This is a genomic window from Pseudomonas sp. 06C 126 (genome assembly GCF_001855215.1).
Lineage (GTDB): Bacteria > Pseudomonadota > Gammaproteobacteria > Pseudomonadales > Pseudomonadaceae > Aquipseudomonas > Aquipseudomonas proteolytica.
Window position 1 is genome coordinate 1 of the sequence record NZ_MIFU01000088.1, and the last position, 25,415, is coordinate 25,415.

Here is a 25,415-nt window from a genome sequence, read left to right on the forward strand (position 1 = left end):
GGCAAGCCCGCTCGCCACAACAATCTGCTGCCAGCCAGGACGATAAACTGGCACCATCAAGCCCAAATGACTCGCAGAGATAACGGACATGTCCCTACGCACACTGCTCACCGCCCTACTGCTATCCGCCAGTTTCACGGCGATGGCAGCCACTGAAGTCCTGCCCTTGAGCAACCGCACCAGCGCCGACCTGCTGCCGGTCGCACAGAATTTCATTGGCAAGGATGGCACGGTCAGCGCCTATGGCAATCAACTGATCGTCAATGCCGAGCCGGACAAGATCCAGGGCCTGCGCGCCCTGCTCGCACAACTGGACACACCGTCCAAGCGCTTGCTGATCACCGTCGACACCAACGAAAACAATCAGCAGAGCAACGGCCAGGTCATCACCTACAGCACCGAAAGCCGAGAGGGTGGAATCCAGCAGATCCAGGCCAGCGAAGGCGTGCCCGCGCTGATCCAGGTCGGTCAGAGCGTGCCACTGACCACCACCCAGTCCGATACCTATGGCCGCCCGCAAAACCAGACTCAGTACCGCAACGTCACCCAAGGTTTCTACGTCACCGCCAGCGTCACCGGCGAGACCGTACACCTGAGCATCAGCACCAATCGTGACCGTATGAGCCAGGAGCGTCCCGATGTAGTGAATGTGCAAAGTACCGACACAACTGTCAGCGGGCGCCTGGGCGAATGGATCACCCTGGCCGGTATCAATCGCCAGACCCAGGCCGACAAACAGGGCGCGACCCGCACCTACTCGACCCAGGGCCGGGATGACCTGACACTGCGGGTCAAAGTGGACACCTTGAACTGAAGCACCAAAAACTGACTGATTAGTCGTATTAGACCAAAGATGTAGTGCTATAAAAAAAGCACTACAAAACATTTGACGATCCAAAAAAGCATGGGCATGATGGCCTCGCTCCCGCTAATCAGGGGCCCTGGCAAGGGCCTTCGGATCGTCGCTCTAAGCTACCCACCTGAGCCGATTCGTGTCTGTACCGCCCACAAGGTGTGTTTGACGAGGTTGCGACTGGAACGAAGTTGTCCCGAGGGACGGAAGCTAACCAGGTAACCCGGCAACACACTGATGGATCGTACCAAGGCCCACGACGCCCGAAGACTGTTCTCGGTTCGCCTCTACCTGCTCACTTTCTCCCTTGAGCCTATCGTTCATCCCGTCGCCTTCCCCGCCAAGCCCACTTTGACCGCCTAAGCTTCTGGTCAGCGAGCAGCCAATCCCACGCACTGAATACGTGGCTGGCAAATGGAATTTTCAACCCAGTAGTTTTTCCACAAAAGACGCGACGAGGTTTTTCCCCATGGCACTGACACGCGAACAGCAAATTGCAGCCCTTGAAAAAGACTGGGCTGAAAACCCACGCTGGAAAGGCGTGACTCGCGCTTACTCCGCTGCTGACGTCGTCCGCCTGCGCGGCTCGGTTCAACCTGAGCACACCTTCGCAAAACTGGGCGCCGAGAAGCTGTGGAAGCTGGTTACCCAGGGCGCCAAGCCGTCCTTCCGTCCCGAGAAAGATTTCGTCAACTGCATGGGCGCCCTGACCGGCGGCCAGGCTGTGCAACAAGTCAAGGCCGGCATCCAGGCGATCTACCTGTCCGGCTGGCAAGTGGCCGCGGACAACAACTCCGCCGAGTCCATGTACCCTGACCAATCGCTGTACCCGGTGGATTCCGTGCCAACCGTGGTCAAGCGCATCAACAACTCGTTCCGCCGCGCCGACCAGATCCAATGGAAAGCCGGTAAAGGTCCGGGCGACGAAGGCTACATCGACTACTTCGCGCCAATCGTGGCTGACGCCGAAGCCGGTTTCGGTGGCGTACTGAACGCCTACGAGCTGATGAAGAGCATGATCGAGGCAGGCGCCGCCGGCGTGCACTTCGAAGACCAACTGGCTTCCGTGAAAAAATGCGGCCACATGGGCGGCAAGGTACTGGTTCCGACCCAGGAAGCCGTACAGAAGCTGACCGCTGCTCGCCTGGCTGCTGACGTTGCCGGCACCCCGACCATCATCCTGGCACGTACCGACGCTAACGCGGCAGACCTGCTGACGTCGGACTGCGACCCGTACGACCAGCCGTTCGTGACTGGCGAGCGCACCCAGGAAGGCTTCTACAAGGTTCGTGCAGGCCTGGATCAAGCAATTGCCCGCGGCCTGGCCTACGCGCCGTATGCCGACCTGATCTGGTGCGAAACCGCCAAGCCAGACCTGGACGAAGCCCGTCGCTTCGCCGAGGCGATCAAGAAGGAATACCCGGACCAACTGCTGTCCTACAACTGCTCGCCTTCCTTCAACTGGAAGAAAAACCTGGACGACGCGACCATCGCCAAGTTCCAGCGCGAACTGTCCGCCATGGGCTACAAGCACCAGTTCATCACCCTGGCCGGCATTCACAACATGTGGCACAGCATGTTCAACCTGGCGCACGACTACGCCCGCAACGACATGACTGCCTACGTGAAGCTGCAGGAGCAGGAATTCGCTGACGCCGCCAAAGGCTACACCTTCGTGGCGCACCAGCAGGAAGTGGGCACTGGCTACTTCGACGACATGACCACCGTGATCCAGGGCGGCACCTCGTCCGTAACCGCGCTGACCGGTTCGACCGAAGAAGAACAGTTTCACTAAGTAGCTGAGTACACGGCCATTGCGGGCCCGATAGAAAGCTAACCGCAGTGCCGCACGATCTGACGCCCCGACTGGTTCGGGGCGTTTTTTTTGCCCCGAGAAAACCCTCCCACCCCTGCGAAGATCAAAATGTGCGGGCTTGCTCGCGAAAGCGGTGCATCAGCCAGCAGTTTTTTGACTGACACACCGCTTTCGCGAGCAAGCCCGCTCCCACAATAAAAATGCGGCCAGCCTGACGTTTTTGCGCAAAACCTTGATCCAGAGCGGTATTCGCCCAGGAAAATTCAGTTAAAAGTTGTGCGCTGACAACTTGCGCCTAACGGGCAAGTAACAACAACTTTTCCCGCGACGCACTCAACACCCGCTTAAAACTCCCGCAAACAATATTCATTATCATTTAGAGCATTAAAACTTCGTTACACCCTAAACAAAACACAATTGATTAAAATCAAGCTAATGCCCGCAGCGTCTGGGCTACAGCCCCATAAAGGTGCACTATGTCCTTAATTCAGCGAATAAATTAGCTACAGGAATTTTACTTGCTAGGTGTTTAGCCATAAAATCACCGCGATTGATTGCGCTGCGACATATCGTCACTGCGTCGTTACTTTTTCGAGCTCAGAGACCTTTGCTCTCTGTTAAGGATTTCCAGCATGACCGAAGCGACAGGACTCATGGCCCACAACTGGGGCTTTGCCATTTTCCTCCTCGGTGTTGTCGGCCTTTGCGCCTTCATGCTCGGTGTTTCCAGCCTCCTCGGGTCAAAAGCCTGGGGCCGCAGCAAAAACGAACCGTTCGAGTCCGGCATGCTACCTACAGGTGGCGCCCGCTTGCGGCTCTCAGCCAAATTCTATCTGGTCGCGATGCTGTTCGTGATCTTCGATATCGAAGCCCTCTTTCTCTTTGCCTGGTCTGTGTCCGTCCGCGAAAGCGGCTGGACCGGATTCGTCGAAGCTCTCGTTTTCATAGCAATTCTGTTGGCAGGTCTTGTCTACCTGTTCCGAGTGGGCGCCCTTGACTGGGCTCCGGAAGCTCGTCGCAAGCGGCAAGCGAAGCTGAAACAATGAGGCTTTGGCGATGCAATACAATCTCACCAGGATCGACCCGGATGCTCCTAACGATCAGTACCCCATCGGCGAACGGGAAACCGTTTCCGATCCGTTAGAAGATCAAGTCCACAAAAACATCTACATGGGCAAGCTGGAAGACGTGCTGAGTGGCGCGGTCAACTGGGGGCGCAAGAATTCCCTGTGGCCGTACAACTTCGGCCTTTCGTGCTGCTACGTGGAAATGACCACCGCCTTCACGGCGCCCCATGACATCGCGCGCTTTGGCGCCGAAGTTATCCGGGCATCGCCGCGCCAGGCGGATTTCATGGTTATCGCCGGTACCTGCTTTATCAAGATGGCGCCGATCATCCAGCGTCTCTACGAGCAAATGCTCGAGCCAAAGTGGGTTATCTCCATGGGTTCGTGCGCCAACTCCGGTGGCATGTACGACATCTACTCCGTGGTTCAGGGGGTGGACAAGTTCCTGCCCGTGGACGTCTACGTGCCTGGCTGCCCGCCCCGTCCTGAAGCATTCCTGCAAGGCTTGATGTTGCTGCAGGAATCGATTGGCAAGGAGCGTCGCCCACTTTCCTGGGTCGTCGGAGATCAAGGCGTGTACCGCGCCGAGATGCCGTCACAAAAGGAACAGCGCCGCGAACAGCGAATCGCAGTCACCAACCTGCGCAGCCCCGACGAAGTCTGATCCAGCACCGCTTCTTTTATAGAACGAAAACCTGGCTTCATTCTTTACGTTGACCGAAAGCGATAAAAAACCATGACTACAGGCAGTGCTCTGTACATCCCGCCTTATAAGGCAGACGACCAGGATGTGGTCGTCGAACTCAACAACCGTTTTGGCCCTGACGCCTTCACCGCCCAGGCCACACGCACCGGTATGCCAGTGCTGTGGGTGGCGCGCGCCAAACTCGTCGAAGTCCTGACCTTCCTGCGCAACCTGCCCAAGCCGTACGTCATGCTCTATGACCTGCATGGCGTGGACGAGCGCCTGCGCACCAAGCGCCAGGGGCTGCCGAGCGGCGCGGACTTCACCGTGTTCTATCACCTGATGTCGCTGGAACGTAACAGCGACGTGATGATCAAGGTCGCACTAAACGAAAGCGACTTGAGCATCCCGACCGTGACCGGTATCTGGCCGAACGCCAGCTGGTACGAGCGTGAAGTCTGGGACATGTTCGGTATCGACTTCCCGGGCCACCCGCACCTGACCCGCATCATGATGCCGCCGACCTGGGAAGGTCACCCGCTGCGCAAGGACTTCCCGGCCCGCGCCACTGAATTCGATCCGTTCAGCCTCAACCTCGCCAAGCAGCAGCTTGAAGAGGAAGCCGCACGTTTCCGCCCGGAAGACTGGGGCATGAAGCGCTCCGGCACCAACGAGGACTACATGTTCCTCAACCTGGGCCCGAACCACCCTTCGGCCCACGGCGCATTCCGTATCATCCTGCAGCTGGACGGTGAAGAAATCGTCGACTGCGTGCCCGACATCGGCTACCACCACCGTGGTGCCGAGAAGATGGCCGAGCGCCAGTCGTGGCACAGCTTCATCCCGTACACCGACCGTATCGACTACCTCGGCGGCGTGATGAACAACCTGCCGTACGTGCTCTCGGTCGAGAAGCTGGCCGGCATCAAGGTCCCGGACCGGGTCGACACCATCCGCATCATGATGGCCGAGTTCTTCCGGATCACCAGCCACCTGCTGTTCCTGGGTACCTATATCCAGGACGTTGGCGCCATGACCCCGGTGTTCTTCACCTTCACCGACCGTCAGCGTGCCTACAAGGTCATCGAAGCCATCACGGGCTTCCGCCTGCACCCGGCCTGGTACCGCATCGGCGGTGTGGCCCACGACCTGCCGAATGGCTGGGAGCGCCTGGTCAAGGAATTCATCGACTGGATGCCCAAGCGTCTGGACGAGTACCAGAAAGCCGCCCTGGACAACAGCATCCTCAAGGGTCGGACCATCGGCGTCGCGCAGTACAACACCAAGGAAGCCCTGGAATGGGGCGTCACCGGTGCGGGCTTGCGTTCGACCGGTTGCGATTTCGACCTGCGCAAGGCGCGCCCGTACTCCGGCTACGAGAACTTCGAGTTCGAAGTCCCGCTGGCGGCCAACGGCGATGCCTACGACCGCTGCATCGTGCGCGTCGAAGAAATGCGCCAGAGCCTGAAGATCATCGAGCAGTGCATGCGCAACATGCCGGCAGGCCCGTACAAGGCGGATCACCCGCTGACCACGCCGCCGCCTAAAGAGCGCACCCTGCAACACATCGAAACCCTGATCACGCACTTCCTGCAAGTCTCGTGGGGCCCGGTGATGCCGGCCAACGAGTCCTTCCAGATGATCGAAGCGACCAAGGGTATCAACAGTTATTACCTGACGAGCGATGGCGGCACCATGAGCTACCGCACCCGGATTCGTACCCCAAGCTTCGCGCACTTGCAGCAGATCCCTTCGGTGATCAAAGGCGAGATGGTCGCGGACTTGATTGCGTACCTGGGTAGTATCGATTTCGTTATGGCCGACGTGGACCGCTAAGCATGAACAGCACGCTTATCCAGACAGACCGTTTCACCTTGAGTGAAACCGAGCGCTCGGCCATCGAGCACGAGCTGCATCACTACGAAGATCCGCGCGCAGCGTCGATCGAAGCCTTGAAGATCGTCCAGAAGGAACGTGGCTGGGTGCCCGACGGCGCCCTCTACGCCATCGGCGAGATCCTCGGCATCCCGGCCAGCGACGTTGAAGGCGTGGCCACGTTCTACAGCCAGATCTTCCGCCAGCCGGTTGGCCGCCACATCATTCGCGTGTGCGACAGCATGGTCTGCTACATCGGCGGCCACGAATCAGTGGTTGACGCGATCCAGAGCAAGCTGGGCATCGGCCTCGGCCAAACCACTGCAGACGGGCGTTTCACCCTGCTGCCGGTGTGCTGCCTGGGTAACTGTGACAAGGCGCCGGCGTTGATGATCGACGACGACACATTCGGCGACGTCCAGGCCTCTGGCGTCACCCAATTGCTCGAGGGCTACCCATGACCCTGACTTCCTTTGGCCCGGCCAACCTGATCAAGCGTTCGGCCGAAACCCACCCGCTGACCTGGCGCCTGCGTGACGACGGCGAGCCTGTATGGCTTGACGAGTATCAGGCCAAGAACGGCTATGCCGCAGCACGCAAGGCTTTTGCCGACATGGCCCAGGACGATATCGTCCAGACCGTGAAGGACGCCGGCCTTAAAGGTCGCGGCGGTGCTGGCTTCCCCACGGGTGTGAAGTGGGGCCTGATGCCCAAAGACGAATCCATCAACATCCGCTACTTGCTGTGCAACGCGGATGAAATGGAGCCCAACACCTGGAAGGACCGCATGCTGATGGAGCAACTGCCCCATCTGCTGATCGAAGGCATGCTGATCAGCGCCCGTGCGCTGAAAACCTACCGTGGCTACATCTTCCTGCGTGGCGAATACACCACTGCCGCCAAGCACTTGAACCGTGCCGTGGAAGAAGCCAAGGCCGCAGGCCTGTTGGGCAAGAACATCCTCGGTTCGGGGTTCGACTTCGAACTGTTCGTGCACACCGGCGCCGGGCGTTATATCTGCGGTGAAGAAACCGCCCTGATCAACTCCCTCGAAGGCCGCCGCGCCAACCCGCGCTCCAAGCCGCCCTTCCCCGCTGCTGTTGGCGTGTGGGGCAAGCCGACGTGCGTTAACAACGTCGAGACGCTGTGCAACGTGCCGGCGATCATCGCCGACGGCGTGGACTGGTATAAATCCCTGGCCCGCGAAGGCAGCGAAGACATGGGCACCAAGCTCATGGGCTTCTCCGGCAAGGTCAAGAACCCGGGCCTGTGGGAACTGCCATTCGGCGTGACCGCCCGCGAGCTGTTCGAGGACTACGCCGGCGGCATGCGCGACGGCTACACCCTGAAAGCCTGGCAGCCAGGCGGCGCCGGTACCGGCTTCCTGCTCCCTGAGCACCTCGACGCACAAATGTATGCCGGCGGCATCGGCAAGGTGGGCACCCGGATGGGTACCGGCCTGGCGATGGCGGTGGACAACACCGTGAACATGGTCTCGCTGCTGCGCAACATGGAGCAGTTCTTCGCCCGTGAATCCTGTGGTTTCTGCACTCCGTGCCGCGATGGCCTGCCATGGAGCGTCAAGCTCCTGATGGCCATCGAGAAAGGCGAAGGCCAGCCGGGGGATATCGAGACCCTGCTGGGCCTGGTCGGTTTCCTCGGCCCTGGCAAGACCTTCTGTGCTCACGCACCGGGCGCCGTGGAGCCACTGGGCAGCGCAATCAAGTACTTCCGCTCGGAGTTCGAAGCCGGCATCGCGCCCAAAAGCGCCGCCGTCCCGCCTCTGGCAAAGCCGATCGTAGTCGGCGCGTAACGCTTCAATAAGCGAAGGGTCCGTGCCCTTCGCTTTGTCATGTGCTGACGCCTTGATGGCTGTGTTGATGCACATGAATAACAAGATTCCATTAGCCACGCCCGCTGACAACGGGCCAACGAAGAACTTTGAACCATGGCCACTATCCACGTAGACGGCAAAGCGCTCGAAGTCGATGGGGCAGACAACCTGTTACAGGCGTGTCTGTCACTAGGCCTCGACATCCCTTATTTCTGCTGGCACCCCGCGCTCGGTAGCGTCGGTGCCTGTCGCCAGTGTGCGGTCAAGCAGTACACCGACGAAAACGACACCCGTGGTCGTATCGTCATGTCCTGCATGACCCCAGCCACCGACAACACCTGGATCTCCATCGAAGATGAAGAATCCAAGGCGTTCCGCGCCAGCGTTGTCGAATGGCTGATGACCAACCACCCCCACGACTGCCCGGTCTGTGAGGAAGGCGGTCACTGCCACCTGCAAGACATGACGGTGATGACCGGCCACAACGAGCGCCGTTACCGCTTCACCAAGCGTACCCACCAGAACCAGGAACTGGGCCCGTTCATTTCCCATGAAATGAACCGCTGCATCGCCTGCTACCGCTGCGTACGCTTCTATAAAGACTACGCCGGCGGCACCGACCTGGGCGTCTTTGGCGCCCACGACAACGTGTACTTCGGTCGCGTTGAAGACGGCGTGCTCGAAAGCGAGTTCTCCGGCAACCTCACCGAGGTCTGCCCGACCGGTGTGTTCACCGACAAGACTCACTCCGAGCGCTACAACCGCAAGTGGGACATGCAGTTCGCCCCGAGCATCTGCCATGGCTGCTCCAGCGGTTGCAACATCTCCCCGGGCGAGCGCTACGGTGAACTGCGTCGCATCGAAAACCGCTTCAACGGTTCGGTCAACCAGTACTTCCTGTGCGACCGTGGCCGTTTCGGCTATGGCTACGTCAACCGCGAAGACCGTCCGCGCCAGCCGTTGCTGGCCGATGGCGCCAAGCTGAGCCTGGACGACGCACTGGATAAAGCCGCCGACCTGCTGCGCGGCCGTAACATCGTCGGTATCGGTTCGCCACGCGCCAGCCTCGAAAGCAACTACGCGCTGCGCGAGCTGGTCGGTGCCGAGCACTTCTACAGTGGTATCGAAGCCGCTGAGCTGGAGCGCATCCGCCTGGTCCTCCAGGTGCTGAACGACAGCCCGCTGCCAGTGCCAAACATGCGCGACATCGAAGACCACGACGCAATCTTCGTACTCGGTGAAGACCTGACCCAGACCGCTGCGCGTATCGCGCTGTCCCTGCGCCAGTCGGTCAAAGGCAAGGCCGAAGAAATGGCCGACGCCATGCGCGTGCAGCCTTGGCTCGACGCTGCGGTGAAAAACATCGGCCAGCACGCGCTGAACCCGCTGTTTATCGCCAGCATCGCTGAAACCAAGCTCGACGATATCGCCGAAGAGTGCGTGCACGCAGCACCCGACGACCTGGCACGCATCGGTTTCGCCGTGGCCCACGCCCTCGACGCCAGCGCCCCTGCCGTCGAAGGCCTGGACGCAGAAGCCGTGGCCCTGGCCCAGCGCATCGCCGACGCCCTGCTGGCGGCCAAGCGCCCATTGATCATTGCCGGTACCTCCCTGGGTTCCAAGGCACTGATCGAAGCCGCCGCCAACATCGCCAAGGCCCTGAAGCTGCGGGACAAGAACGGCTCCATCAGCCTGGTTGTACCGGAAGCCAACAGCCTTGGCCTGGCCATGCTCGGCGGCGAGTCCGTGGACGCAGCCCTGCAAGCGGTGATCGACGGCAATGCCGACGCCATCGTGGTGCTGGAAAACGACCTGTACACCCGCACCGATGCCGCCAAGGTTGACGCTGCACTGGACGCTGCCAAAGTCCTGATCGTCGCCGATCACCAGAAGACCGCTACCAGCGACCGTGCCCACCTGGTGCTGCCAGCCGCTACCTTCGCTGAAGGCGACGGTACCCTGGTCAGCCAGGAAGGCCGCGCCCAGCGCTTCTTCCAGGTGTTCGATCCGAAGTACATGGACGCCAGCATCCTGGTTCACGAAGGCTGGCGCTGGCTGCATGCCCTGCGCGCAACCCTGCTGAACCAGCCGATCGACTGGACCCAACTCGACCACGTCACCGCTGCCGTCGCCTCCAGCGCACCGCAACTGGCGCGTATCGTCGATGCCGCACCGTCCGCCGCGTTCCGCATCAAGGGCATGAAACTGGCCCGTGAGCCGCTGCGTTACTCCGGACGTACCGCCATGCGCGCTGACATCAGCGTGCACGAACCGCGTACCCCGCAAGACAACGACACCGCGTTTGCCTTTTCCATGGAAGGTTACTCGGGTTCGGTCGAGCCACGTCAGCAGGTGCCTTTCGCCTGGTCGCCGGGCTGGAACTCGCCGCAGGCCTGGAACAAGTTCCAGGACGAAGTCGGTGGTCATATCCGCGCTGGCGACCCGGGCACCCGCCTGATCGAAAGCACCGGCGACTCGCTGAACTGGTTCGCGGCCGTACCGCGTCCGTTCAACCCGGCCCAGGGCACCTGGCAGGTTGTGCCGTTTTTCCACCTGTTCGGCAGCGAAGAGAACTCTTCCAAGGCCGCGCCGGTGCAAGAGCGCATCCCGGCTGCCTACGTGGCGCTGGCCAAGTCCGAAGCCGACCGCCTGGGCGTCAACGACGGTGCCCTGCTCAGCTTGAACGTAGGCGGCCAGACCCTGCGCCTGCCGCTGCGCATCAACGATGAGTTGGGTGCTGGCCTGGTTGGCCTGCCAAAAGGTATCGCTGGCATTCCGCCTGCGATCTTCGGCCACACCGTTGACGGTCTGCAGGAGGCAGCGCAATGACTTGGTTCACTCCTGAAGTGATCGACGTGATCATCTCGGTGGTCAAGGCCATCGTGATCCTGCTGGCCGTGGTCGTCGCGGGCGCCCTGCTCAGCTTCGTCGAACGTCGCTTGCTGGGCTGGTGGCAGGACCGTTACGGTCCGAACCGCGTTGGCCCGTTCGGCATGTTCCAGATCGCTGCCGACATGCTGAAAATGTTCTTCAAGGAAGACTGGACCCCGCCGTTTGCCGACAAGGTGATCTTCACCCTGGCACCGGTCGTGGCCATGAGCGCCTTGCTGATCGCCTTCGCGATCATCCCGATCACCCCGACCTGGGGCGTGGCGGACCTGAACATCGGCTTGCTGTTCTTCTTCGCCATGGCCGGTCTGTCGGTCTACGCGGTGCTGTTCGCCGGTTGGGCCAGTAACAACAAGTTTGCCCTGCTGGGCAGCTTGCGGGCCTCGGCGCAGACTGTGTCCTACGAAGTGTTCATGGGCCTGGCGCTGATGGGCATCGTGGTGCAGGTTGGCTCGTTCAACATGCGCGACATCGTTGAGTACCAGGCGCAGAACCTATGGTTCATCATTCCGCAGTTCTTTGGCTTCTGTACCTTCTTCATCGCTGGCGTGGCCGTGACTCACCGTCACCCCTTCGACCAGCCGGAAGCAGAACAGGAACTGGCCGACGGTTACCACATTGAATACGCCGGCATGAAATGGGGCATGTTCTTCGTCGGTGAGTACATCGGCATCATCTTGATCTCGGCCCTGCTGGTCACGCTGTTCTTCGGCGGCTGGCACGGTCCGTTCGGCATCCTGCCGCAGTTGGCGTTCTTCTGGTTCTTCCTCAAGACCGCGTTCTTCATCATGTTGTTTATCCTGCTGCGCGCTTCCATTCCGCGTCCACGATACGACCAGGTGATGGATTTCAGCTGGCGCTTCTGCCTGCCGCTGACCCTGATCAATTTGCTGGTGACTGCTGCCGTTGTGTTGTTGAACACGCCAGCGGGCGCGGTTCAGTGAGGATTTGACCCATGTTCAAATATATTGGCGACATCGTTAAGGGTACCGGTACCCAATTGCGAAGCCTGGTGATGGTTTTCGGCCATGGCTTTCGCAAACGCGACACCCTGCAATACCCGGAAGAAGCGGTGTACCTGCCGCCGCGCTATCGCGGCCGCATCGTACTGACCCGCGACCCCGACGGCGAAGAGCGTTGCGTAGCCTGCAACCTGTGCGCCGTGGCGTGCCCGGTGGGCTGTATCTCCCTGCAGAAAGCTGAAACCGAAGACGGTCGCTGGTACCCGGACTTCTTCCGCATCAACTTCTCGCGCTGCATTTTCTGCGGCCTGTGCGAGGAAGCTTGCCCGACCACCGCGATCCAGCTGACACCGGATTTCGAGATGGCCGAGTTCAAACGTCAGGACCTGGTGTACGAGAAAGAAGATCTGCTGATCTCCGGTCCCGGTAAAAACCCTGATTACAACTTCTATCGTGTTGCAGGTATGGCCGTTGCCGGTAAGCCCAAGGGCGCCGCACAAAACGAAGCCGAGCCGATCAACGTGAAGAGCTTGCTGCCTTAAGGAAGAAAGATGGAATTCGCTTTCTATTTCGCATCGGGTATTGCAGTGGTGTCCACACTTCGCGTGATCACCAACACCAACCCCGTGCACGCCCTGCTCTACCTGATCATTTCGCTGATCGCCGTGGCCATGACCTTTTTCAGCCTCGGCGCACCGTTTGCCGGTGTCCTGGAAGTGATCGCCTACGCTGGCGCCATCATGGTGCTGTTCGTGTTTGTGGTGATGATGCTCAACCTGGGGCCGGCTTCGGTCGCCCAGGAGCGCGTCTGGCTCAAGCCCGGCATCTGGCTTGGCCCGGTGATCCTGGCAGCGCTGCTGCTGGCTGAACTGCTGTATGTGCTGTTCGCTCACCAGAGCGGCCAGGCCATCGGCCACACCACCGTAGACGCCAAGGCCGTGGGCATCAGCCTGTTCGGCCCGTACCTGCTGGTGGTCGAACTGGCTTCGATGCTGCTGCTCGCTGCAGCCATCACTGCCTTCCACTTGGGCCGCAACGAAGCCAAGGAGCAATGACGATGCCTGCTATCCCTTTGGAGCATGGTCTGGCGGTCGCCGGCATCCTGTTCTGCCTTGGCCTGGTCGGCCTGATGGTTCGCCGTAACATCCTGTTCGTGTTGATGAGCCTGGAAATCATGATGAACGCTGCAGCACTGGCCTTCATCGTGGCAGGTGCGCGTTGGGGCCAGCCGGATGGACAAGTCATGTTCATCCTGGTGATCAGCCTGGCAGCCGCCGAGGCCAGTATTGGCCTGGCGATCCTGCTGCAACTGTATCGTCGCTTCCACACGCTTGATATCGACGCTGCCAGTGAGATGCGCGGATGAACATGATCTTTCTGACTTTCGTATTCCCCCTGATCGGTTTCCTGCTGCTGTCGTTCTCCCGTGGACGCTGGTCGGAAAACCTCTCGGCCCTGGTCGGCGTGGGTTCCATTGGCTTGTCGGCGATTGTCGCCGCCTACGTCATCTGGCAATTCAACGTTGCACCACCCGAAGCCGGTCACTACACCCTGGTGCTGTGGCAATGGATGGCGGTCGAGGGCTTCAAGCCTGACTTCGCCCTGTACGTCGACGGCCTGTCGATCACCATGCTCGGCGTGGTGGTAGGCGTGGGTTTCCTGATCCACCTGTTCGCGTCCTGGTACATGCGCGGTGAGGCCGGTTACTCGCGCTTCTTCGCCTACACCAACCTGTTTATCGCCAGCATGCTGTTCCTGGTGCTGGGCGATAACCTGTTGTTCCTGTACTTCGGCTGGGAAGGCGTGGGCCTGTGCTCGTACCTGTTGATCGGTTTCTACTACAGCAACCGCAACAACGGTAATGCAGCACTCAAAGCCTTTGTCGTGACCCGGATCGGCGACGTGTTCATGGCCATCGGCCTGTTCATCCTGTTCCAACAGGTGGGCACGCTGAATATCCAGGAACTGCTGGTGCTGGCACCACAGAAATTCCAGGTCGGCGACTTCTGGATCACCCTGGCGACCCTGATGCTGCTGGGTGGCGCTGTCGGTAAATCGGCACAACTGCCACTGCAAACCTGGCTGGCAGACGCCATGGCCGGTCCTACCCCGGTGTCGGCACTGATCCACGCCGCCACCATGGTGACCGCCGGTGTCTACCTGATCGCCCGTACCCACGGCCTGTTCACCCTGGCGCCGGAAATCCTGCACCTGGTGGGCCTGGTAGGTGGCGTGACCCTGGTACTGGCCGGCTTCGCCGCGCTGGTGCAGACCGACATCAAGCGCATCCTCGCCTACTCGACCATGAGCCAGATCGGCTACATGTTCCTGGCCCTGGGCGTCGGCGCCTGGGACGGCGCGATCTTCCACCTGATGACCCACGCCTTCTTCAAGGCCCTGCTGTTCCTGGCTTCCGGTGCGGTGATCGTTGCCTGCCACCACGAGCAGAACATCTTCAAGATGGGTGGCCTGTGGAAGAAACTGCCGTTGGCCTACGCCAGCTTCATCGTCGGTGGTGCCGCACTCGCAGCCCTGCCACTGGTGACCGCAGGTTTCTACTCCAAAGACGAAATCCTCTGGGAAGCCTTTGCCAGCGGTAACCAAGGCCTGCTCTACGCCGGTCTGGTGGGTGCGTTCATGACCTCGCTGTACACCTTCCGCCTGATCTTCATCACCTTCCACGGTGAAGCCAAGACTGAAGCCCACGCAGGCCACGGCATCTCCCACTGGCTGCCGCTGTCGGTGCTGATCATCCTGTCGACCTTCGTCGGCGCCATGATCACCCCGCCACTGGCTGGCGTACTGCCACAAAGCGTTGGACATGCTGGCGGTGACGCCAAGCACAGCCTGGAAATCGCCTCGGGCGCCATCGCCATCGCCGGTATCCTGCTGGCGGCCATGCTGTTCCTCGGCAAACGTCGCTTCGTCACTGCCGTGGCCAACAGTGGCATTGGCCGCTTCCTTTCGGCCTGGTGGTTCGCCGCCTGGGGCTTCGACTGGATCTACGACAAACTGTTCGTCAAGCCTTACCTTGCGATCAGCCATGTACTGCGCAAAGACCCGCTCGACCAGACCATTGGTTTGATCCCGCGTGCTGCCAAGGCCGGTCACACCGCCCTGAGCCGCACCGAGACCGGCCAATTGCGTTGGTATGCGGCTTCCATGGCGGCTGGTGCCGTGCTGGTGATCGGCGCCATCGTAGTGGTAGCGGTCTGATATGAACTTTGCGAACTTGCGAAAGGAAACGAGCCCGTCATGATTCTGCCCTGGCTAATCCTGATCCCCTTTATCGGCGGCCTGCTCTGCTGGATGGGTGAACGCTTCGGCGCCACCCTGCCCCGCTGGATTGCGTTGCTGACCATGTCCCTGGAACTCGCACTCGGCCTCTGGCTGTGGGCCCATGGCGACTATTCATTTGCTCCGGCACCGGGTGTCGATCCAACCTTCGCGCTTGAGTTCAAGCACGTCTGGATCGAACGCTTCGGCATCAACGTGCACCTGGCCCTCGACGGCCTGTCGCTGTTGATGATCCTGCTGACCGGCCTGCTGGGTATCCTCTCGGTACTCTGCTCCTGGAAAGAAATCGAGCGTCACGTGGGCTTCTTCCACCTGAACCTGATGTGGATCCTGGGCGGCGTGGTCGGCGTATTCCTCGCCCTCGACCTGTTCATGTTCTTCTTCTTCTGGGAAATGATGCTGGTGCCGATGTACTTCCTCATCGCGCTCTGGGGTCACAGTTCTTCGGACGGCAAGAAAACCCGGATCTACGCGGCGACCAAGTTCTTCATCTTCACCCAGGCTTCCGGCCTGATCATGTTGGTGGCGATCCTGGGCCTGGTACTGGTCAACTTCAACAACACCGGCGTGATTACCTTCAACTACGCCGACCTGTTGAAAACCAAGATGTCGATGACCACCGAGTACATCCTCATGCTCGGGTTCTTCATCGCCTTCGCGGTGAAGCTGCCGGTGGTGCCGTTCCACTCCTGGCTGCCTGACGCTCACGCCCAGGCGCCAACCGCAGGTTCCGTGGACCTGGCCGGTATCCTGTTGAAGACGGCGGCCTACGGCCTGCTGCGTTTCGCCCTGCCGCTGTTCCCGAATGCTTCGGCCGAGTTTGCGCCGATCGCCATGACCCTGGGTCTGATCGGGATCTTCTACGGTGCATTCCTGGCCTTCGCGCAAACCGACATCAAGCGTCTGATTGCCTTCTCGTCCGTTTCCCACATGGGTTTCGTACTGATCGGCATCTACTCCGGCAGCCAGCTGGCGTTGCAAGGCGCAGTGATCCAGATGTTGGCCCACGGTGTTTCAGCCGCCGCACTGTTTATCCTCAGTGGCCAGTTGTACGAGCGCCTGCACACCCGTGACATGCGTGAGATGGGCGGCATCTGGTCGCGTATCGCGTACCTGCCGGCGATCAGCCTGTTCTTTGCCGCCGCGTCCCTGGGCTTGCCGGGTACGGGTAACTTTGTCGGTGAGTTCCTGATCCTGATGGGCAGCTTCGTCAGTGCGCCATGGATCACCGCGATTGCCACTTCCGGCCTGGTGTTCGGTTCGGTCTATTCGCTGATCATGATCCACCGCGCCTACTTCGGCCCGACCAAGTCGGACGCCGTCCTCAAAGGGATGGATGCTCGCGAACTGATCATGGTGCTCGGCCTTGCGGTACTGCTGGTGTACATCGGCGTGTATCCGCAACCGTTCCTCGACACCTCTGCCGCCACGATGCATGGCGTGCAGCAGTGGTTGAGCACCGCCTTCACTCAACTCGCTTCGGCCCGGTAAGAGCGCTATGGAATTCACGATCCAACACTTTATCGCGCTTGCGCCGCTGCTGATTACCAGCCTCACCATTGTGGTGGTGATGCTGGCAATCGCCTGGCGCCGCAATCACTCGCAGACGTTCCTGCTGTCCACCGCAGGCCTGAACCTGGCCTTGCTGTCGATTATCCCGGCACTCAAGGTCGCCCCGCTGGCGGTCACCCCGCTGGTCATGATCGATGACTTCGCGCTGCTGTACACCGCGTTGATCCTCGTTGCGACACTGGCCTGCGTCACCCTCGCCCACGCTTACCTCGGCGAAGGCGGCACCGGCTATCCGGGCAACCGCGAAGAGCTGTACCTGCTGATCCTGCTGGCTGCGGCCGGCGGTATCGTGCTGGTCAGCGCGCAGCACCTGGCCGGTTTGTTCATCGGCCTGGAACTGCTGTCGATCCCGACCTACGGCCTGGTGGCGTACGCCTTCTTCAACAAGCGCTCCCTGGAAGCCGGCATCAAGTACATGGTGCTGTCGGCCGCCGGTTCCGCGTTCCTGTTGTTCGGTATGGCCCTGCTCTACGCCGAAGCCGGCAGCCTGAGCTTCAGCGGTATCGGCCACGCCCTGGCCACCACCAGCATGCCTGCGCCCATCGCCCAACTGGGCCTGGCCATGATGCTGATCGGCCTGGCGTTCAAGCTGTCGCTGGTACCGTTCCACCTATGGACCCCAGACGTGTACGAAGGCGCCCCGGCGCCAGTGGCCGCGTTCCTGGCAACCGCCTCTAAGGTTGCAGTGTTTGCGGTGATGGTGCGTCTGTTCCAGATCTCCCCTGCCGCCAACACCGGCGTGCTGAGCGACGTGCTGACCGTGATCGCCATTGCGTCGATCCTGTTCGGTAACCTGCTGGCCCTGACCCAGAACAACCTCAAGCGTCTGCTGGGTTACTCGTCCATCGCCCACTTCGGCTACCTGCTGATCGCCCTGGTGGCGAGCAAAGGCCTCGCCGTGGAAGCCATCGGCGTGTACCTGGTCACCTACGTGATCACCAGCCTCGGCGCGTTTGGCGTGATTACCCTGATGTCCTCGCCTTACAAAGGCCGTGACGCCGACGCCCTGTACGAATACCGCGGCCTGTTCTGGCGCCGTCCGTACCTGACCGCCGTGCTGACCGTGATGATGCTGTCCCTGGCCGGCATCCCGCTGACCGCAGGTTTTATCGGCAAGTTCTACATCGTCGCGACCGGTGTCGAAGCCCACGAGTGGTGGCTGGTTGCCTCCCTGGTGCTGGGCAGTGCCATCGGCGTGTTCTACTACCTGCGCGTGATGGTCACCCTGTACCTGATCGAGCCAAACCTGCGCCGTGTGGATGCCGAGTTGCACTGGGAACAGAAAGCAGGCGGCGTGATGCTGCTGGCTATCGCCCTGCTGGCATTCTTCCTGGGCGTGTACCCACAACCGTTGCTCACCCTGGTGCAGCATGCGGTGATGGCGGGTTGATCGCTTAAGCTCAAGCAGTAAACAGAACGGCACCTTAGGGTGCCGTTTTGCGTTTCTGGGAAAGATTCAAGCTCCCTGCCCAGCTCAAGGAATATTCCTTACTGAAATGCCTCCGTGTCTGGCATATACCTGCCAGAGCCGCTCGTATGGTGTATGCGCTTTAGGAAGAATCCCACGTCAGGCTCACTTGACCCCTGGCAGATGGGCCACCAAACTATACGCAGGCTACGTACAGAACATGGATGCTCTATTTATCGAATTGCCGCCCTTTGAGCGGTACCGCAAGGACTACCTGACTGACGAACTGTTTCACGGCTTTCAACAAGAGCTAATGAAGAACCCCGAAGCGGGAGCCGTGATGGAAGGCACCGGTGGGTTACGCAAGCTGCGCTTCGTCGATGAACGACGAAACAAAGGCAAACGGGGTGGATTACGCGTCATCTACTACTGGTGGTCAGGCGGCACTCAATTTTGGTTGTTCACGCTGTACGGCAAGCACGAGCAAAGCGACTTGAGCCCACAACATAAAAAAGCCCTCAAGCAACTGCTGGACAGGGAAATCAACGCGAGAGGATTCACATGAAACGTGACATTTATTCCGAACTGGTCGAAGGCTTCGATGCCTTGGCCAACGAGCGCCAAGGCAAGGTCACCCTACGTACTCATACCGTGCAGCAAAACAAACTGGCCCCTCTTACCGCTGAAGACGTGATTGCAGTGCGACAACAACTCAATCTTTCCCGTGCTGTATTTGCCATGTACCTACGCACCAATACACGCACCCTGGAAAACTGGGAGCAAGGTCGCGCACGCCCCAATGCCCAGGCAGCCACGTTGATTCGTCTGGTATCAAAATTTCCGGATACGGTGGAGCGCCTGGCGTTGCTTAGCTGATCGTAGGTGAAGCGATCTTTCCCACATCAGCAAAAACGGCACCTCACGGTGCCGTTTTGCTATCCGCCCTACCTCACTTGCGCGCCGCCTCCCACGACTTGAGCAAATCGGCATAGTTCACGGTTTCACCCTTGGGTTTCTCGTTCGCCAGTTTCGGCTTCGGTGCGCCCGGCTGGTCGAACCAGTACTGGGCATCGCGCTCGGGGTTCATTTTCGGTCCGCAGATCGGCTGCACCTTGGAGCGCTCCAGGCGCGTCATGATCGCGTCCTGGTCCTTGGCCAGGCCATCCAGCGCCTGTTGCGGGGTTTTCTCGCCGCTGGCGGCTTCCGAAATGTGGCTCCACCACAGTTGGGCCAGGCGCGGATAATCCGGCACGTTGGTGCCCGTCGGTGTCCACTGCACCCGCGCCGGGCTGCGGTAGAACTCCACCAGGCCGCCGAGTTTGGGGGCCAGGTCGGTCATGGCCTGGGAGTTGATGTCGGATTCACGGATGGGCGTCAGGCCGACGATGGTTTTTTTCAGGGAAACGGTTTTCGATGTCACGAACTGCGCGTAGAGCCAAGCCGCGAGTTTTTGTTTCTCAGGCGTGGACTTGAGGAACGTCCAGGAACCCACGTCCTGATACCCCAGCTTCATCCCCTCCTCCCAATACGGCCCGCGTGGCGACGGTGCCATGCGCCACTTCGGCGTGCCGTCGGCGTTCATCACCGGCAAGCCGGGTTTGGTCATGTCAGCGGTAAAGGCGGTATACCAGAAGATCTGCTGCGCGATGTTGCCCTGGGACGGTACCGGCCCGGACTCGGAGAAGGTCATGCCTGCCGCTTCCGGTGGCGCATAGGCACGCATCCAGTCGACATACTTCTGCGTGGCAAATACCGCAGCCGGGCCGTTGGTGTCGCCGCCACGGGTCACGCTAGACCCCACCGGGTGGCAATCCTCGACCCGGATCCCCCACTCGTCCACCGGCAAGCCGTTGGGCAGGCCCTTGTCGCCACCACCGGCCATGGAGAACCAGGCATCGGTAAAGCGCCAACCCAGGGAAGGATCTTTCTTGCCGTAGTCCATATGGCCATACACGCGCTTGCCGTCGATTTCCTTGACGTCTTCACTGAAGAACTTGGCGATGTCCTCATAGGCCGACCAGTTCACTGGCACGCCTAGTTCATAGCCGTACTTTTCCTTGAACTTGGCCTTGAGGTCGGCGCGCTCGAACCAGTCGGCACGGAACCAGTAGAGGTTAGCGAACTGCTGGTCGGGCAACTGATAGATCTTGCCGTCCGGCGCGGTGGTAAACGAGATGCCGATAAAGTCCTTGAGGTCCAGGGTCGGCGAGGTGAAGTCCTTGCCTTCGTTGGCCATCAGGTCGGTGATGGACTCGGTCTTGCCATAGCGAAAGTGCGTGCCAATCAGGTCGGAATCGTTGACCCAACCGTCATAGATATTCTTGTCCGACTGCATCTGGGTTTGCAGTTTCTCCACCACGTCGCCTTCCTGCAGCAGGTCGTGGGTCAGCTTGATCCCGGTGATTTCACTGAAGGCCTTGGCCAGCACCTTGGATTCGTACTCGTGGGTGGTGAGGGTTTCCGACACCACATTGATCTTCATCCCACGAAACGGCTCGGCGGCCTTGATAAACCACTTCAGTTCTTCAAGCTGCTGGGCCTCCGTCAGGGTGGACGGTTTGAACTCGCTGCCGATCCACTTCTTCGCGGCATCTTCGTACGCATCGGCCCAGGCCGCAGCACTCAAACCGCTGAGGGCCAAGACGGCGGCCAATGAAATGCTATGTCGCAGCTTATTGTTTTTATCGAACATAGAGACCTCCTGGTTGATTTCAGACGGGTCCGACAGAAGCCCCGCCCCGTGTAGGAGCGAGCTTGCTCGCGAAAAACCCCAAGACACCGCGTTAATCCAGACAACCTGCGTTATCGTTGACGACTTTCGCGAGCAAGCTCGCTCCTACAGGGGTATGGGGACCACCTCAGCCCCAACGCATCACAGACAACAGCCACACCACAGACAGCGCGGACGCCACCCAGATGCTCCAGCCGGTAACGCCGATCACCAGCAGATGCAGGTAGGCGCTCCCGAGAAGACCGATAAACAAGCGATCACCACGTGTCGTGCTGATCGGTAACAAACCGCGCCGGGGAATGCTCGGCGAGCGCAGTTCCCACGTGGTCATGCCTGCCAGCAATAAGGCAATTGCCGCAAAAAACAGCGCAGTCGGGGTGGTCCAGGCCATCCATTCCATCATCGTTTCCTCAGACCCGGCCCAGGGCAAAGCCCTTGGCCACATGGTTGCGAACAAACCAGATCACCAGCATGCCCGGCAGGATGGTCAGCACTCCGGCAGCCGCCAGCACGCCCCAGTCAATGCCCGACGCGGACACGGTGCGGGTCATTACGGCGGCAATCGGCTTGGCATTGACGGACGTCAGGGTGCGCGCCAGCAGCAGTTCGACCCAGGAAAACATAAAGCAGAAAAACGCCGTGACACCGATCCCCGAGCCAATCAGCGGGATAAATATCTTCACGAAAAACTTCGGAAAGCTATAACCATCAATGTAGGCCGTTTCGTCGATCTCCTTGGGCACCCCTGACATAAAGCCTTCCAGGATCCACACCGCCAGCGGTACGTTGAACAGGCAGTGGGCCAGGGCCACGGCGATATGGGTATCGAACAGGCCAATGGACGAATACAGCTGGAAAAACGGCAACAGGAACACCGCCGGCGGCGCCATGCGATTGGTCAGCAGCCAGAAGAACAGGTGCTTGTCGCCAAGGAAGCGATAGCGCGAAAACGCGTAGGCCGCCGGTAGCGCCACGGTCAGGGAAATAACCGTGTTCAGGCTCACGTAGTACAGCGAGTTGAGATACCCGGTGTACCAACTGGGGTCGGTGAAGATCACCTTGTAGTTGGCCAAGGTGAAATCCTGCGGAAACAGCGTCAGGCCGCCGAGGATTTCGGTGTTGCTCTTGAAGGACATGTTCAGCAGCCAGTAGATCGGCACCAGCAGGAACAGGATGTAGATCAGCAGCGGAATGACCTTGCGCTTGCTCATGTTGGCGGCCTCAGCGGTTGGCGTCGGAGTGGGTCATGGCGGTGTAGAACAGCCAGGACACCAACAGGATGATCAGGAAATACACCAGGGAAAACGCGGCGGCCGGGCCCAGGTCGAATTGACCGACAGCCATCTGGGTCAGGGTCTGACTGAGAAAGGTCGTCGCATTTCCCGGCCCACCGCCGGTCAGTACAAAAGGCTCGGTATAGATCATGAAACTGTCCATAAAACGCAGCATCACCGCGATCAGCAGCACGCTCTTCATCTTCGGCAGTTGGATATGTCGGAATACGGCCCAGGCCGATGCCCGATCAATCCGCGCCGCCTGGTAGTACACATCCGGTATAGCCCGCAGCCCCGAGTAACAGAGCAGCGCCACCAGGGATGTCCAGTGCCATACATCCATCACCAGTACTGTGACCCAGGCATCCATGGTGTTGGCGGCGTAGTTGTAGTTGATGCCCATGGCATTCAGGCTCGAGCCCAGCAGGCCGATATCGGCACGGCCAAAGATCTGCCAGATGGTGCCGACGACGTTCCACGGGATCAGCAGCGGGATGGCCATCACAATCAGCACCAGGGACGACCAGCGGCCTTTGGTGGGCATGGTCAGGGCAATGGCAATGCCCAGGGGGATCTCGATCAGCAACACACATGCCGAATAGATGAACTGGCGCAGCAGCGAGTCATGCAGGCGTGGGTCCAGCAGCACTTGTTTGTACCAGTCGGCCCCGACGAAATAGCGGCTGGACTGATCGAAAATGTCCTGCACCGAGTAGTTGACCACGGTCATCATCGGGATCACCGCACTGAACGCCACCAGCAGGAACACCGGCAACACCAGCCACCAGGCCTTGTTGTTCTGCACCTTGTTCATGGCCGCGCCTCCAGCAGGTAATCGTCGGCATACACCATCAGCCATTGCGCCGGAAAACTGATCGAGGCCCGGCCCTCGGGCACCGGTTTGTCTTCGGCCAGACGCACTTTCAACGGCGCGCCGTCGAGGTTGAGGGTCAAGATCTTGTAGGTGCCCAGGTCTTCGACATGTATGACGTCGGCTTGCAACGCGTCGGTATTGGGCTCATCCCAGACATGGATAAACTCGGGACGAATACCGACCTGGAGTTTTTTGTAGTCCTTTTCCGCGAGTTGCCGCTGCTGCACCTCGGACAACACCAGATGTGTTCCGCCAAACCGTACCCCACCTGCATCGGCCTGCACCTCAATCAGATTCATCCCCGGGCTACCGATGAAATAGCCGACAAAGGTATGACTGGGACGCTCGAACAACTCCCGCGGTGTGCCGAACTGCACAATCTGCCCGCCGTACATCACCGCAATCTTGTCGGCAAAGGTCGAAGCCTCCAACTGGTCGTGGGTGACGTAGACCATGGTGATGTTGAACTGCTCGTGGATCTGCTTGAGCTTGCGCCGCAGTTTCCACTTCAGGTGCGGATCTATCACCGTCAGCGGCTCGTCGAACAGAATCGCGGAGACGTCATCGCGCACCAGGCCACGGCCCATTGAGACCTTTTGCTTTTCATCAGCACTGAGGTTGCGGGCTTTTTTGCCCAGCAGGTTCTGCAGGTCGAGCACTTCGGCAATTTCCTGCACCTTGCTGTGCACTTTCGCCTCGGCCATCCCCTGGTTACGCAGGGGGAATGCCAGGTTATCGAACACCGTCATGGTGTCGTAGACCACCGGGAACTGGAACACCTGAGCGATATTGCGCTTTTCCGGGGTAAGGTCATTCACCACCTTGCTGTCGAACAGCACCTGGCCTTCCGAAGGGCTGAGCAAGCCGGAGATGATGTTGAGCAAGGTTGACTTGCCACAGCCCGAAGGACCGAGCAAGGCGTAGGCGCCGCCCTGCTCCCAGATGTGGTTCATTTCGCGAATGGCGTAATCTTCAGGCCCTGCAGGTGTAGGGCTGTAGCTATGCGCCAGGTTCTGCAAATGGATCTCGGCCATCAGGCAACCCTCGCGACACGACGCCCGGGGGCTTGGACCAACCGGCCCTGGCCATCGAACACAAACAGTTTATGGGTCGGAATATAGATCCGGATCGGCGCATCCACGTCGTACTCGTGGACTCCCGGCAAATGCAGCACCAGCAAGAAATGCTCGCTGCGCACATGCAGGAAGGTTTCCGAGCCGCTGATCTCCGCCACTTCCACGGTTACCGCCAGTTCCAGGTCATCGTCGTTGCTGGGCACCAGGCTGATATGGCTGGGGCGCACGCCGAACCGGAACTCGCCCTCACCAATCGGGCGCAGGTCCACGTTCAACGGAAAGTGCACATCGTTGGCGAAACTCACTTCATTACCGCTGATACGCCCCGGCATCAGGTTGATGGGCGGTTCGGAAAACAGCTCGGCCGCCAATACCGTCTGCGGTTGGTGATAGACCTCGGCGGCCTTGCCGCTCTGGATCACCCGGCCTTCGTGGAGGATGGTGGTGGTGCCGCCCAGCGCCAAGGCCTCGTTGGGCTCCGTGGTGGCATAGATGGCAATGGTGTTGCGAGCCTTGAACAGCTCGCGCATTTCCTGACGCAGCTCTTCACGCAGTTTGTAGTCCAGGTTCACCAGAGGCTCGTCGAACAGAATCAATTCGGCGTCCTTCACCAGCGCCCGGGCCATGGCCGTGCGTTGCTGCTGGCCACCGGACAGCTCCAGGGGATGACGTTGCAGGAACTTGTCGATGCGCAGCATCTTCGCGGTTTCCAGTACCTTGCTGCGGATCAGTTCGTTGGACACCCCGGCCTGGCGCAAAGGCGAGGCGATGTTCTCGAACACGGTCATGGTCGGGTAGTTGATGAACTGCTGGTACACCATTGAAACATTGCGCAAGCGCACCGGCTTGTGGGTGACATCGACGCCGTTCATCAGGATGCGCCCGTTGTCAGGCTTGTCCAGGCCGGCCATCAGGCGCATCAGGCTGGTTTTGCCGGACAGCGTACGGCCCAGCAACACATTGAAGGAGCCGGCTTCAAAGCGCAGGTTGGCGTCGTCGATCCAGGTCTGGCCTTCGACAACGCGGGTCACATGTTCCAGGGTCAATGACATGACACGCCCTTTTTCTTATTGGAATTGTTCTTCCAAGGTCAGAGCGAGTTTCGTGCCAATAACAAAAAGTATTTATTTAATAGGGACTTAGGCGTAACTACTGCTCAGTGCTGAACAGAAATGAACATTCATAACTGAACAATTGAACAA

General features: G+C 59.9%; 23 protein-coding genes. 17 read left to right on the forward strand and 6 right to left on the reverse strand.

Features of this window, described 5'->3' with window-relative positions:
• Positions 1–88 precede the first annotated feature (88 nt).
• The 17 genes from BHC62_RS15760 to BHC62_RS15840 all read left to right on the forward strand — a co-directional run bounded on the left by BHC62_RS15760 (position 89) and on the right by BHC62_RS15840 (position 19,134).
• Positions 89–814: a secretin N-terminal domain-containing protein gene (locus tag BHC62_RS15760; RefSeq protein WP_070995470.1), complete on the forward strand. Its 726-nt coding sequence runs from the start codon at positions 89–91 to the stop codon at positions 812–814.
• 508 nt (positions 815–1,322) lie between these two features.
• Complete coding sequence (gene aceA, locus BHC62_RS15765; RefSeq protein ID WP_003219577.1) at positions 1,323–2,648, forward strand: isocitrate lyase; 1,326 nt, start codon at positions 1,323–1,325, stop codon at positions 2,646–2,648.
• 653 nt (positions 2,649–3,301) lie between these two features.
• A complete protein-coding gene (locus BHC62_RS15770; protein WP_003219575.1) occupies positions 3,302–3,715 on the forward strand; it encodes an NADH-quinone oxidoreductase subunit A in 414 nt (137 codons plus the stop codon).
• 10 nt (positions 3,716–3,725) lie between these two features.
• Positions 3,726–4,400 carry an NADH-quinone oxidoreductase subunit B family protein gene (locus BHC62_RS15775; protein WP_012724951.1) on the forward strand — a complete coding sequence of 225 codons (675 nt, stop codon included), beginning with the start codon at positions 3,726–3,728 and terminating at the stop codon, positions 4,398–4,400.
• A 72-nt stretch (positions 4,401–4,472) separates the two neighbouring features.
• Positions 4,473–6,257 carry an NADH-quinone oxidoreductase subunit C/D gene (gene nuoC, locus BHC62_RS15780; protein ID WP_029293360.1) on the forward strand — a complete coding sequence of 595 codons (1,785 nt, stop codon included), beginning with the start codon at positions 4,473–4,475 and terminating at the stop codon, positions 6,255–6,257.
• Between the two features lie 2 nt (positions 6,258–6,259).
• Positions 6,260–6,757, forward strand: coding sequence for an NADH-quinone oxidoreductase subunit NuoE (gene nuoE, locus BHC62_RS15785; protein WP_029293358.1), 498 nt, complete (start codon positions 6,260–6,262; stop codon positions 6,755–6,757).
• Positions 6,754–8,109, forward strand: a complete 1,356-nt coding sequence (nuoF, locus tag BHC62_RS15790) for an NADH-quinone oxidoreductase subunit NuoF (RefSeq protein ID WP_029293356.1) — start codon at positions 6,754–6,756, stop codon at positions 8,107–8,109. The genes nuoE and nuoF overlap by 4 nt, the downstream gene beginning before the upstream one ends.
• A gap of 135 nt (positions 8,110–8,244) precedes the next feature.
• Positions 8,245–10,959: an NADH-quinone oxidoreductase subunit NuoG gene (gene nuoG / locus BHC62_RS15795; protein ID WP_070995471.1), complete on the forward strand. Its 2,715-nt coding sequence runs from the start codon at positions 8,245–8,247 to the stop codon at positions 10,957–10,959.
• Positions 10,956–11,963, forward strand: coding sequence for an NADH-quinone oxidoreductase subunit NuoH (nuoH, locus tag BHC62_RS15800; protein ID WP_017737147.1), 1,008 nt, complete (start codon positions 10,956–10,958; stop codon positions 11,961–11,963). The genes nuoG and nuoH overlap by 4 nt, the downstream gene beginning before the upstream one ends.
• Positions 11,964–11,974: 11 nt before the next feature.
• Positions 11,975–12,523 (forward strand): NADH-quinone oxidoreductase subunit NuoI, encoded by a 549-nt coding sequence (nuoI, locus tag BHC62_RS15805; RefSeq protein WP_003174725.1) that lies wholly within the window; start codon positions 11,975–11,977, stop codon positions 12,521–12,523.
• Positions 12,524–12,532: 9 nt separating this feature from the next.
• Complete coding sequence (gene nuoJ, locus BHC62_RS15810; RefSeq protein ID WP_017476146.1) at positions 12,533–13,036, forward strand: NADH-quinone oxidoreductase subunit J; 504 nt, start codon at positions 12,533–12,535, stop codon at positions 13,034–13,036.
• A 2-nt stretch (positions 13,037–13,038) separates the two neighbouring features.
• Positions 13,039–13,347, forward strand: a complete 309-nt coding sequence (gene nuoK / locus BHC62_RS15815) for an NADH-quinone oxidoreductase subunit NuoK (protein ID WP_003174727.1) — start codon at positions 13,039–13,041, stop codon at positions 13,345–13,347.
• The gene (gene nuoL, locus BHC62_RS15820; RefSeq protein WP_029293339.1) at positions 13,344–15,197 is read left to right on the forward strand and encodes an NADH-quinone oxidoreductase subunit L; all 1,854 of its coding nucleotides are present in this window, start codon (positions 13,344–13,346) and stop codon (positions 15,195–15,197) included. The genes nuoK and nuoL overlap by 4 nt, the downstream gene beginning before the upstream one ends.
• A gap of 39 nt (positions 15,198–15,236) precedes the next feature.
• Entirely contained in the window at positions 15,237–16,769 is a 1,533-nt protein-coding gene (gene nuoM, locus BHC62_RS15825; RefSeq protein ID WP_029293337.1) for an NADH-quinone oxidoreductase subunit M, read from the forward strand.
• Positions 16,770–16,776: 7 nt separating this feature from the next.
• Positions 16,777–18,240 carry an NADH-quinone oxidoreductase subunit NuoN gene (gene nuoN, locus BHC62_RS15830; protein WP_029293335.1) on the forward strand — a complete coding sequence of 488 codons (1,464 nt, stop codon included), beginning with the start codon at positions 16,777–16,779 and terminating at the stop codon, positions 18,238–18,240.
• 238 nt (positions 18,241–18,478) lie between these two features.
• A complete protein-coding gene (locus BHC62_RS15835) occupies positions 18,479–18,823 on the forward strand; it encodes a toxin (RefSeq protein ID WP_070995472.1) in 345 nt (114 codons plus the stop codon).
• Positions 18,820–19,134, forward strand: coding sequence for a DNA-binding transcriptional regulator (locus tag BHC62_RS15840; protein WP_070995473.1), 315 nt, complete (start codon positions 18,820–18,822; stop codon positions 19,132–19,134). Before BHC62_RS15835 ends, BHC62_RS15840 begins: the two co-directional genes overlap by 4 nt.
• 73 nt (positions 19,135–19,207) lie before the next feature.
• On the opposite strand, the gene BHC62_RS15845 is transcribed toward BHC62_RS15840, so the two are convergent.
• The 6 genes from BHC62_RS15845 to BHC62_RS15870 form a co-directional block, all read right to left on the reverse strand.
• Positions 19,208–20,950: an ABC transporter substrate-binding protein gene (locus BHC62_RS15845; protein ID WP_029293329.1), complete on the reverse strand. Its 1,743-nt coding sequence runs from the start codon at positions 20,948–20,950 to the stop codon at positions 19,208–19,210.
• 166 nt (positions 20,951–21,116) lie between these two features.
• Entirely contained in the window at positions 21,117–21,389 is a 273-nt protein-coding gene (locus BHC62_RS15850; RefSeq protein WP_029293327.1) for a DUF2160 domain-containing protein, read from the reverse strand.
• Positions 21,390–21,399: 10 nt separating this feature from the next.
• Entirely contained in the window at positions 21,400–22,200 is an 801-nt protein-coding gene (locus BHC62_RS15855; protein WP_017735079.1) for a carbohydrate ABC transporter permease, read from the reverse strand.
• Between the two features lie 10 nt (positions 22,201–22,210).
• Positions 22,211–23,077 (reverse strand): carbohydrate ABC transporter permease, encoded by an 867-nt coding sequence (locus BHC62_RS15860; protein ID WP_029293322.1) that lies wholly within the window; start codon positions 23,075–23,077, stop codon positions 22,211–22,213.
• Positions 23,074–24,171, reverse strand: a complete 1,098-nt coding sequence (locus BHC62_RS15865) for an ABC transporter ATP-binding protein (RefSeq protein WP_070995474.1) — start codon at positions 24,169–24,171, stop codon at positions 23,074–23,076. The genes BHC62_RS15860 and BHC62_RS15865 overlap by 4 nt, the downstream gene beginning before the upstream one ends.
• A complete protein-coding gene (locus BHC62_RS15870) occupies positions 24,171–25,265 on the reverse strand; it encodes an ABC transporter ATP-binding protein (protein ID WP_029293318.1) in 1,095 nt (364 codons plus the stop codon). The genes BHC62_RS15865 and BHC62_RS15870 overlap by 1 nt, the downstream gene beginning before the upstream one ends.
• Positions 25,266–25,415: the final 150 nt, after the last annotated feature.